This window comes from Streptosporangium sp. NPDC006013, from assembly GCF_040614275.1.
GTDB lineage: Bacteria > Actinomycetota > Actinomycetes > Streptosporangiales > Streptosporangiaceae > Streptosporangium.
Genome location: NZ_JBEXUE010000362.1, coordinates 1 through 10,449, shown reverse-complemented (window position 1 = coordinate 10,449; position 10,449 = coordinate 1). Strand labels below are relative to the sequence as shown.

Here is a 10,449-nt window from a genome sequence, read left to right as displayed (position 1 = left end):
GCCAAGTTGCAGCAGGCCACCGAGGCGCTGATCAAGAAGGGCGGCTACGCCGAGATCCTCGCCAGGTACGGCACCGAGAACATGGCGCCTGCGCCCGCTGCGGGGACTGGTCGTCCGATGGCCCGCCTCCGAGGTTCCGGTCGGCGCGGTCACCGGTCTGGCCGCGGCCGGGGTGCCGCTGCACGCCGCCGTCTCGCCGGACTGGGTGGATCCCGAACTGGCCCGCCTGCTCGCGGCCTGGGCGCCCGAGGAGGACGACGGTTCAGGTCTCCGGTCGGTGACCGCCCTGCGCAGGGAGGAGCACAGCGTGCGACTACGCCGCCACGGGCTCCGCGACCGGACGGGGGCAGGCCGGGCGGAGACGCCGCCCACGGTCAGCGTCGTGATGTCCAGCATGCGGCCGCACCTGCTGGGCGCCGCGCTCGGCCAGATCGCCGGGCAGCGCCGGGTACAGGTCGAGGTCCTGCTCGGCCTGCACGGCGTCCCCGCCGCGCACGAGGAGGTCAGGCGGGCGCTGCGCGGGTGCGCCCTGCCCGTCACGGTGGTCGAGGCCGAAGGGGGGACCCCCTTCGGGGAGGTGCTCAACCTGGCCGCCTCCAGGGCGGAGGGCGACTATCTGGCCAAGTGGGACGACGATGACTGGTACGGCCCCGAGCATCTGGCCGACCTGCTGCTCGCCCGTGCCTACTCCGGGGCGGACATCGTCGGCACCGCGGCCGAGTTCTTCTACCTGGAGCCGCTGAACGCCACGGTCCGTCGTACCGACTACACCAGCGAGGTCTGGTCCGAGCACGTCGCCGGGGGCACGATCCTGCTCCCTGCCGACACCTTCAGGGACGCGGGCGGCTTCCCCCCGCTGCCCCGGGGCGTCGACGCCGGGCTGCTGAAGGCCGCGCACGCCGCGGGGGCGCGCATCTACCGCACCCACGGCCTGGGCTACGTGCTGCGGCGTTCGGTCGGTGCCGAGCACACCTGGCGGCTCTCCCTGGCCCACTTCCTGCGCGTCGCGTCGAACCAGTGGCGCGGTTTCCGCCCGAGTCTGATCCTGGAAGCGCGATGACAGCACGGATAGCCGGTAACGACTACCGGAGTCTCACGCCGCCCGCCCTGGGGGCCTGGACGCCCTCGCTCCGGGTGAGCGTCGTCATTCCCGCCTACGGTGACCAGGAGAAACTCGACCTGGCGCTCGCCGGGCTGGCCGTGCAGACCTACCCGGTCGCGCTGACCGAGGTCATCGTGGTCGACAACGGCAGCAGCCCGCCGCTGCGCCTGCCCGAACTCCGCCCGGAGGGCACCAGCCTGATCGGCTGCCCGATCCCCGGCCGGGCCCACGCCCGCAACGCCGGGCTGTCGGCCGCCACCGGTGACGTGATCCACTGGCTTGACTCCGACGTGGTTCTCGACCGCAGGTCGGTCGAGGCGCACATGCGCTGGCACCATGCCGCCCCGTACCTGGCGGTCACCGGTTACCTGCGCTTCACTCCGGCCCGGTTGCCCGCTCCCGAGGTGGTGGCCGCCGCCGACGACCTGGCCAAGCTCTTCGAGCCCGCCGAGCCGCATGCCTGGCTGGTCGACCTCGTCGAGCGCACCGACGGCCTCACCGCCAACCCGCACCGCGCGTTCAGCCTGCACGTCGGCGGCGCGACCTCGGTCAACGCCGCGCTGCTCGCCGCCGCCGGGCCGATGGACACCGACCTGATCCTCGGCCAGGACACCGAGATGGGCTACCGGCTCGCCCAGGCGGGTGCCGTCTTCGTCCCCGAGCCGCTGTCGCGCGCCTTCCATCTGGGCCCGACCATGCGCATGCGCGGCAAGGCCCCGATCGACCGGGTCAGCCACGCGTTCGTGGCCGACCGGATCCCCTCCTACCGCTGGCTCCGCTCCCATCCGAGCAGGCAGTGGAAGGTGCCGTACCTGGAGGTGGTCGTCGAGCCCGGAGGGAGGACGGGGCGGGAAGGTCCCGGATACTCCTACGACGAGGTCCGCGCCACGGTCGACGCAGTCCTCGCGGGTACCCTGCCCGACGTCGCGGTCACCCTCACCGGCCCGTGGGACCGCATCGGCACGGAGGGGCGCGCTCCGCTGAAGGATCCGGACCTGGACCTGGTGCTGATCCGCGGCCACTACGCCCACGAGGCCAGGGTCCGCTTCGTCGACGAGGCCTCCGTCGTCTCCGCCGTCGCCTCCGCCGTCGTCTCCGCCCCGTCCGAGGCCTCCCGGCAGCCCCGCACCGGTGGCACCGCCGCCCCCTACCGGCTCAGGCTGCCCGCCGGGTGGGTGCCCGGTGACGACACCCTGGCCCGCCTGCTCGACCTGGCCGGGAACGACGGCTACGGCCTGGTCTCGGTGCTGCTGGCCGAGGGGGGACAGGACGGTGACGGCGGTGCGGCCGGCGGGCCCGGAGCGGGCTCGAAGCGGATGATCGCCGCGGCGCGGCTGGAGCGCGCCGCCGCGTTCGGGCGTGCCGCGTTCGTGCTGGAGGAGGGAGAGGACCTCGACGACGCCGTGGAGGACACCTTCGGCGTGGTCTGGGTGGACGGTGAGACCTACGGGTTCGCGTCCGAGGCCCGCCCCATCGTCGGCCGCCGGGGTGCCCACCGGGCCAGGATCGAGGCCGAGGCTCAGGTGGCCCGTCTCACCAGGGAGAACGAGCGGCTCCGCGGTCAGGTGACCAAATGGCGTGAGGAGGCGGGCCGCTGGCGAAAAAGCGCGGTCGAGCTGCGGCGCGAGGTCGGCACCCTGCGCAAGGAGCTGGCCGCCGCCAGGAAGGTCGTCCAGTACGGGCTGCTCTCCTCGGTCAAACGGGCCATCACCCGCCGCCGCTGACCTTCCCGCACCGGTTTTTGCCGCGCCGGTCTCTCCCACGCGGACGCCCGCCCGCGCGGCGCCGGTCAGCGTTCGTTCCCGACGGTGCCGACGCCGCCCAGGAAGTAGGAGCCGATGTCCCGGTACGGCACGGTGGTGCCGGGTTCCGGGCGCCATTCGGGCAGGTTGACGATGCCGGGCTCGACCACGTCGAAACCCTCGAACAGACGGATGATCTCTTTGCCGGTACGGGCGACGAAGGGTGAGGAGGCCCCGTCGTAGACCTGGGTGACCCCCTCCGCCGCTTCCGGGCGCGCGTCGATCGCGACGTGGGACAGGACGAGGTGGCTGCCGGGGGCCATGGCCCGGCGCAGGGTGGCGATGATGCCGAGGGGGTCCTCCTGGTCGGGAACGAAATGCATGATCGCCAGCAGGAGTATCCCCACCGGCTGGTCGAAGTCGATGGCCGCGCGCACGTCCGGGTGTTCCAGAATCTCCTCCGGCCGGCGTACGTCGCCCTCGACTATGGTCACATTCTCGTTCTTGCCGAGAATCGCCCGGCCGTGAACCAGAACCGTCGGATCGTTGTCGACATAGACGACCCGCGCGCCGGGCGCGACCTGGTGCACATTGTTCTGGGTGGGCAGGCCGGCACCGATGTCGAGAAACTGGCGGATGCCCGATCCGGCGAGGAAACCGACGGTCCTGCCGAGGAAAGCGCGGTTGGAACGGGCGCTGTGCCGGACCTCGGGGATGACCTCCAGAACCTTCTCCGCAGCCTCCCGGTCTGCGGGAAAGTGGTCTTTACCCCCTAAATAGTAGTCGTACATACGTGCGACGTTAGGAATGTGGGTTTGAACACCCTTGGGTATCTGGTCGGTCACACCCTGCTCCCTTATGGGGATATTTCTTGAATTGTATGGATCATGGTCATTCGGACCATTGGAGAAGGTCTACCGGAACTGGCAGGATCGCGCCATGGCCGTCACCCCCCCGCGCCGCGTCCTTGGTCTCCAGCTCGCCGACGGCATCGGCCGCGGCAACATGTGGGCCTGCCTGTCCATGGCGTTCGCCTCGACTATGATCATCTCTTTCCTGCCCGCCGCGCAGCCCTACATCCTGGGCGCCGTCCTCGGAGTGGGCAAGGCGGACCAGGGCAAGGTCGTCGGCCTCCTGGGCGTGGCCGCCGAGATCGCGATGATCGCCAGCCTGGCCTGGTACGGGGCAATGGCCGACCGGCACGGTCGCCGGCCCATCGTGGTGGCCGGGTTCGTGCTGTGCGCGCTGGGCACCGCGCTCTTCCCCTTCGCCGCGAACGCGACGGTCCTGGTGGTGCTGCGGGTGATCTTCGCCCTCGGCGTGGCCGCCCTCAGCGCGATGCTGTCCACGGTGGCGATCGACTACGTCCGCAACGGCTCCAGAGGAAAGTCGTACGGCCTGATCGGCCTGTTCAGCGGGCTGGGCGCGATGCTCGCGGTGCTCGGCCTGATCCGCCTGCCCAAGATCCTCGAGGACGGGGGGATGGCCCCGGCCGGCGCCGCCCGAGCCTCCTTCCTGATCATCGCCGCGGCCGTTCTCGTGGTCGCCGCGCTGATGTGGTTCACCCTGTCGAAGGAGGGGGTCCCCGGTGCCCCCGAGCGCCTCCCGCTGCCCCGCCTGGTCAGGGAGGGTGTCACGCTCGCCCGCGACCCCGGCGTGGCACTGTCGTACGCGGCGGCGTTCGTCGCCCGCGCCGACCTCGCGGTGGTCGCCGGCTTCCTGTCCCTGTGGGTCGTCGACCACGCCACGAGCGAGCGCGGCATGTCCGGGGCGGAGGCCCTGGCCAGGGCCGGAGCCGTGGTCGGCGTCGCGCAGACCGTGGCCGTGCTCGCCGCCCCGCTGTTCGGCTGGCTGGGCGATCGCATGCGGCGCCAGGACGTGGTCATCCTCGCCCAGACCGTCGCGGCGCTGTCCTATCTGTCGACGTTGCTGATCAGCGACCCGCTCGGCTCCGGGATGATGCTGGTGGCCGTGTTCATCGGGCTGGGGGAGATCGCCGGGATAACCACCGCGGGACCGCTGCTGGCCCAGCAGGCACCCGCCGGGGTGCGCGGCTCCGCCTACGGGGTGCAGACCCTCTGCGGCGCCCTGGGCATCCTCACCGTCTCGGCCCTGGGCGGTCTCCTCTACGACGCCTGGCGCCCGGCCGCGCCGTTCGTGGTGTCGGGCACGCTCGGCCTGCTCGTCGTCGCCTTCGGGCTGGCCGTACGGCGCCGGGTCACGCCCCTGCCGGAAAGCCGCGAGAGCGTGGGCGTCCCGGTCTGATCCGCCCCGACCGGCGACGGTACGGCTCAGTTCCTGAGGGAGGTGCGGAGCCTGCCGAGGAGTGTGCTCCACCCGCCCCGGGCCTGGTGCCGCCGGACCTGCCCGGCGCCCTGTCTCACCGCCTGCGGCGCGCTCTTCCGCTCGGGGGCCGGAGCCTGGGGCCGGGGCGCGGACGGGGCGGGGGGCGCCGTCTCGGCGGGCCAGAACTCCGGCCGTGCCCCGCGCCGCACACCGTGGGTGGCCCTGACCGAGGCGGCGACGGCGGCGACGTCGTCCGCGCCGAGCAGCCTCGCCCGGCCCAGCGCCTCGGTCCGCTCCAGCCTCGCCTCGCCGTCGGCGCCGAGATCGACGACGAGCATGCCGGAACGGTCGCCCTGCACCGCGGCGATCATCCGTTCCAGCGAGTCACGCCCCAGCGGGACCGAGGTCGGAGCGGTATAGCGGAACGGGATCGGGGCGGGGGTTTCGGAGACCTCGTCGGCGAATCGCACCCGCTCGTCGTGGGCGAAGTGCTCACGCAGCAGCCGCAGGTCGAACTGAGGGTCGTCCAGCACCGGCCGGCGGTCCGCGGACAGCTTCGACCAGGGGGCGACCAGGGTGACGACCACGTCGCCGAGCGACCCGTCGAGTGCCGCGCTCACCGCCTCGCGCACCTGTTCCCCCGGCCCCTCGGCACCGAGCACCACCTCCACGTACGGGACCAGCCAGTGGCGGCCACGGTCCTTGCGCAGGTCGCGGCGGAGCGGCACCCGGTGGGCCAGGTAGGGGGCGACGACCTGTACCGCCCGCTGCCGGTTGCGGCGCTGGGCGGGGAGTCCCAGGTGCACGGCCTGGGCCTTCATGTCGGGGATGAAGACCACGCCGTGCGCGGCCAGCCGGTAGGCGAACTCGGTGTCCTCGCCCCGCAACACCTCCGCGTCCACCCCGCCCACGGCGCGGAAGATCTCGCGCCGCATGGAGACCGTCGGCCCCGTGCACACGTGGTAGGGGTTGCGGCTGGCCCGCAGGCCGTTGGTGCGGGAGATCGTCTGCTCGGTGGAGCTGGGCAGGGCGTCCGCCAGGTCGAAGACGGACTCCAGCCGGCCCGCCCGCACACCGTCGTGCACCTGGGCCGCCGTCAGCGACGGCTCCTCGACGAACTTCTTCGCGCCGATCGTGACCAGGTAACCGGCCAGATGGTGCCATCGGGCCAGCGCCTCGATGTGCTCGCGGCAGATGACCATGTCGGCGTCGAGGCGCTGGATGATCCGCCCGTCGGCGAGGGCGGCGCCGGTGTTCACCGCGTGGGCGATGCCCCAGCCCGAGGGGTCGGTGGTCACGAGCCTGGTGCCCAGCGGGACGATCTCCGGCAGCCGTAGCGCGGGCTCGCTGCCGTCGTCGACCACGATCACCTCCATGAGGTGATCCGGGTAGGTCTGCGCCGCCAGGGAGGCGAGGGTCAGATCGAGCCTGTGCTGTCCGCCGCGGGCCGGGATGATCACACTGACCGAGAGTTCCGGATCCCACGCGCCGAGCGCGGGCGGGTCCAGGGGGGAGTAGTCGTTGTGCCGGATCGGTGGCAGGTCCGCCGCCGCGCCGCCCGTCATGATGTGGCACCCCTTGTCTGGTTCGTAGCCCGTCAAGTGCTCGGCCCATCGCTTGTCAAGGCCTGTCAAGCTCCGCAGACCCTACCGGCCCATTCTTAGGGTTTCCTGTAGGCAGGACGCCCCGGGTGTCCATTCGGTGGACAGCGCATCCCAAGACTTAACAGGTTGCCCGTAGACTCTTTTTCCAACACCGCAGGTAGCACGCGCACGGATTGGCCGCGCGCGGGAGGAGCAATCATGACCAGGGCGTGGCGTGGCCTCATCGAGGAGTACCGTGACCGACTTCCGGTGACCACGGCGACGCCCGTCGTCACGCTCCTGGAGGGCGGCACCCCGCTCGTCCCGGCGAACCGGGTGTCGGCGCTGACCGGCTGCGAGGTCTACCTGAAGGTCGAGGGCCTCAACCCGACGGGAAGTTTCAAGGACCGTGGCATGACCATGGCCATCAGCAAGGCCGTCGAGGACGGCGCGAAGGCGGTCATCTGCGCCTCCACCGGCAACACCAGCGCCTCCGCCGCCGCCTACGCGGTCCGCGCGGGCCTGACCTGCGCCGTGCTGGTGCCCCGGGGCAAGATCGCGATGGGCAAGCTGGCCCAGGCGCTGGTCCACGGGGCCCGGCTGCTTCAGGTCGAGGGATCCTTCGACGACTGCCTGGAGATGACCAGGAAGCTCTCCGAGAACTACCCGATCGCGCTGGTCAACTCGGTGAACCCGTTCCGGCTCCAGGGCCAGAAGACCGCCGCCTTCGAGATCGTCGACACGCTCGGGGACGCTCCCGACATCCACTGCATCCCGGTCGGCAACGCGGGCAACATCTCGGCGTACTGGATGGGTTACACCGAGTACGCGGGCGACGGCATCGCGACGAGGACGCCCCGCATGTTCGGTTTCCAGGCCAGCGGTTCCGCGCCGATCGTCAACGGTGCGCCGGTGACCCACCCGCACACGATCGCCACCGCGATCCGCATCGGCAACCCCGCCTCGTGGCGGCTCGCCGAGGCCGCCCGCGACGAGTCCGGCGGCGTCATCCAGGCCGTCACCGACCGCCAGATCGCCGCCGCGTACAAGCTGCTCGCCCAGGAGGAGGGCGTCTTCGTCGAGCTCGCCTCCGCCGCCAGCGTGGCGGGCCTCCTCCAGGCCCACAGCCAGGGCCTGGTCGAGCCGGGGCAGCGCGTCGTGTGCACGGTGACCGGAAACGGCCTCAAGGACCCCGACTGGGCCATCTCGGGCGCCCCCGCCCCGGTGACGGTCCCGATCGACGCGCACGCCGCGGCCGTCGCCCTCGAACTCGCCTAGGCCCTGTGCCACGGATCCTGTCGTGGCGAGGGCCGGTCGGGCGGTGCCCCGCGGGACGGCGGAGGGAGCCGTGGCGTTCCGCGGTGACCGGCGGCAACGCAGCGAGGCACCGCCCGGCCACGATGGGCGGAAGATCCAAGGGGCGGGGCCCAGTGAACCCGGCACGCCGCGACCGCCCCGGTATCGCACCTGGAAATCCCGCAGAACCGGGCAGATAGGAGAAGCCACTTGTCCGCCATGGCCACGCCATCGAGCCGTGCCCCGGGAGATCTATGATCAGCGGCAAGGTGACCGTCCAGGTCCCCGCGACCTCGGCGAACCTCGGCCCGGGATTCGACACGCTGGGTCTGGCACTCGGCCTCCACGACGAGGTCGAGGTCGAGCTGTTCGAGCCCTCGGGGGGCTCCGGCTCCCGGAGCGCCGTCATCGAGGTCGAGGGAGAGGGCGCCGGCGAGCTTGACGGGGGTGAGGGGCACCTCATCGTCACCACGATGCGCACGACCTTCGACCGGATGGGGCTCGGGCAGCCGCTCGGGATCAGGTTGCGCTGTCTCAATCGCATCCCGCACGCCCGTGGCCTCGGGTCGTCCTCCGCCGCGATCTGCGCCGGGATCATCGCCGCCCGCGCGCTGGCCACCACCCCGTATCAGGACGGCTCCGCCCCCGCTCACCGGCCGGGGGCGCGGCCCGAGTTCACCGACGACGAGGTCTTCGCGCTGGCCACCGAGATCGAGGGCCATCCCGACAACGTGGCGCCGTGCCTGGCGGGCGGGCTCACCGTCGCGTGGACGGACGGAACGGGCGCGCCGCACCTGGTGCGGCTGATCCCGCACTCCGATGTCAGGCCCGTGGTCCTCATCCCCGGGTACCGGTTGTCCACCGAGGTCGCCCGGGGGCTGCTGCCCAAGGCGGTGCCGCACGCCGACGCCGCCGCGAACGCGGGGCGGGCCGCGCTGCTGGTCGCGGCGTTGACGGCCAGGCCGGAACCGGAACTCCTGCTGGCCGCCACCGAGGACCGCCTCCATCAGGACTACCGCGCGCCCGCGATGCCGCCCACCGCCGACCTGGTACGGCGGCTGCGCGGGGCGGGCGTCGCCGCGGTCGTTTCGGGAGCGGGCCCCACGGTTCTTGCGTTTTCGACCGTGAATACGCAGGATTTGATCGCAGCAGAAGTGGGTAATGACTGGCACATCCGGCCACTGGATGTCGAAACCCGGGGTGCCCGTGTTGTTTCTCCTGAGACACGCTGACATCTCTCGACCTTCAGGGAATAGCTGTGTGCGCTGGTGATGTTAGGCTGATAGCCGCACCAGGTGCCCCGCGTTGGGTGCGTGCTTGTCAGCCACACATCGCTGCATCATGTCTCACTCCGTGAGGCGTGATCGCCGCAGTGGCCTCCCCGAATCCGTCGCCTCCGAATGCTCCACATTCGGCTGGGGCAACGAAGAGGCGGCGTTTTAGGGGACATGCGCGTTCGATCTACCTCGACATCTGGTTGCCGGTAGCAATCCGGGGGGGTGTCCTCCAAGTCCCACCGTCGGCGATTCTCGATGGTGACGGCCTGGATCAACCCTTCTCCGACAGTGGCGGCGGCTCTCCATGGGCCGTCGAGGATCGCAACGTGCAACCCGACCCGGTCTGTCCCACCGGGTCGATCGCACCACCGGGACGATTGGCTGATCATGGCCACGCCCGACCCCTGGGAAGGACCCATTAGTGAGCGACACCACCGAACTCCTCTCCGACGTCACCGGCACGGCGCCGGCGTCCGGCGACACCCCCACCCGCCCCGCGGCCAAGCCGCGCCGTCGCTCCGGCACCGGCCTGTCCGCCATGGTGCTGCCCGAACTGCAGGCCATGGCCTCCGGTCTCGGCATCAGCGGGACAGGGCGGATGCGCAAGAGCCAGCTCATCGCGGCCATCCAGGAGAAGCAGGGCGTCTCCGCCGAGAGTGCCCAGGCTCCCGTCACCGCCAAGGAGACTCCGGCCGTAGCCGTCCCCGCAGTCGCGGCCGAGCCGGTCGTCGAGCGTCCGGCACGCACCCGCAGGGAACGTTCCCGCCCCGTCGTGGCCGCCGAGCCCGTTGTGGAGCAGGCGCCGCCCGCTCCCGATCCCGTGGCCGCCGTCGTCGCTCCCGAGCCTGTCGTGGAGCAGCAGACCATCGACGCCGTCCCGGCCGAGGGCCGCGGCGAGCGTGGCGAGAGCCGCCGCGAGCGCGGTGAGCGTCGTGGCCGTGGCGGCGAGCGCGGTGAGCGCGGCGAGCGCGTCAACGACCGCCGCGAGCGTGGCGACCAGCGTGGCGACCAGCGCGGCGAACAGCGCGGCGAACAGCGCACCGATTCCCGCGCCGCCGACGCCGGCCAGACTCATTGGAGACTGCCGGGGTCAACTCGGAGGAAGGTGGGGATGACGTCAAGTCATCATGCCCCTTATGTCTTGGGCTGCAAACATGCTACAA

8 protein-coding genes are annotated in these 10,449 nt (G+C 71.6%); 6 read left to right on the top strand and 2 right to left on the bottom strand.

Annotated features, from left to right (window positions below):
• The first annotated feature begins 172 nt into the window (after positions 1 to 172).
• Positions 173 to 1,060: a glycosyltransferase gene (locus ABZ260_RS37495; RefSeq protein ID WP_355627015.1), complete on the top strand. Its 888-nt coding sequence runs from the start codon at positions 173 to 175 to the stop codon at positions 1,058 to 1,060.
• Positions 1,057 to 2,826 (top strand): glycosyltransferase, encoded by a 1,770-nt coding sequence (locus tag ABZ260_RS37490; RefSeq protein WP_355627013.1) that lies wholly within the window; start codon positions 1,057 to 1,059, stop codon positions 2,824 to 2,826. Before ABZ260_RS37495 ends, ABZ260_RS37490 begins: the two co-directional genes overlap by 4 nt.
• A 65-nt stretch (positions 2,827 to 2,891) precedes the next feature.
• On the opposite strand, the gene ABZ260_RS37485 is transcribed toward ABZ260_RS37490, so the two are convergent.
• Complete coding sequence (locus ABZ260_RS37485) at positions 2,892 to 3,689, bottom strand: SAM-dependent methyltransferase (protein WP_355627011.1); 798 nt, start codon at positions 3,687 to 3,689, stop codon at positions 2,892 to 2,894.
• A 94-nt stretch (positions 3,690 to 3,783) separates the two neighbouring features.
• On the opposite strand from ABZ260_RS37485, the gene ABZ260_RS37480 reads away from it, so the two are divergent.
• Positions 3,784 to 5,109, top strand: a complete 1,326-nt coding sequence (locus tag ABZ260_RS37480) for an MFS transporter (RefSeq protein WP_355627009.1) — start codon at positions 3,784 to 3,786, stop codon at positions 5,107 to 5,109.
• 26 nt (positions 5,110 to 5,135) lie between these two features.
• On the opposite strand, the gene ABZ260_RS37475 is transcribed toward ABZ260_RS37480, so the two are convergent.
• Positions 5,136 to 6,695, bottom strand: a complete 1,560-nt coding sequence (locus ABZ260_RS37475; RefSeq protein ID WP_355627007.1) for a glycosyltransferase family 2 protein — start codon at positions 6,693 to 6,695, stop codon at positions 5,136 to 5,138.
• Positions 6,696 to 6,932: 237 nt separating this feature from the next.
• Here ABZ260_RS37475 and thrC point away from each other — a divergent pair, with 237 nt between their 5' ends.
• The 3 genes from thrC to ABZ260_RS37460 all read left to right on the top strand — a co-directional run.
• Positions 6,933 to 7,991 (top strand): threonine synthase, encoded by a 1,059-nt coding sequence (thrC, locus tag ABZ260_RS37470; RefSeq protein WP_355627005.1) that lies wholly within the window; start codon positions 6,933 to 6,935, stop codon positions 7,989 to 7,991.
• A gap of 272 nt (positions 7,992 to 8,263) precedes the next feature.
• Positions 8,264 to 9,241 carry a homoserine kinase gene (gene thrB / locus ABZ260_RS37465; RefSeq protein WP_355627004.1) on the top strand — a complete coding sequence of 326 codons (978 nt, stop codon included), beginning with the start codon at positions 8,264 to 8,266 and terminating at the stop codon, positions 9,239 to 9,241.
• A gap of 466 nt (positions 9,242 to 9,707) precedes the next feature.
• Positions 9,708 to 10,449, top strand: a 742-nt coding sequence (locus ABZ260_RS37460; RefSeq protein WP_355627002.1) for a Rho termination factor N-terminal domain-containing protein, incomplete at its 3' end; no start/stop codon positions are given.

Excerpts from the sequence above, each read along its gene's own strand:
- ABZ260_RS37475 (WP_355627007.1), bottom strand. The coding sequence starts at position 6,695 with ATGACGGGCGGCGCGGCGGCGGACCTGCCACCGATCCGGCACAACGAC.
- thrC (WP_355627005.1), top strand. The coding sequence starts at position 6,933 with ATGACCAGGGCGTGGCGTGGCCTCATCGAGGAGTACCGTGACCGACTT.
- ABZ260_RS37490 (WP_355627013.1), top strand. The coding sequence starts at position 1,057 with ATGACAGCACGGATAGCCGGTAACGACTACCGGAGTCTCACGCCGCCC.
- thrB (WP_355627004.1), top strand. The coding sequence starts at position 8,264 with ATGATCAGCGGCAAGGTGACCGTCCAGGTCCCCGCGACCTCGGCGAAC.
- ABZ260_RS37480 (WP_355627009.1), top strand. The coding sequence starts at position 3,784 with ATGGCCGTCACCCCCCCGCGCCGCGTCCTTGGTCTCCAGCTCGCCGAC.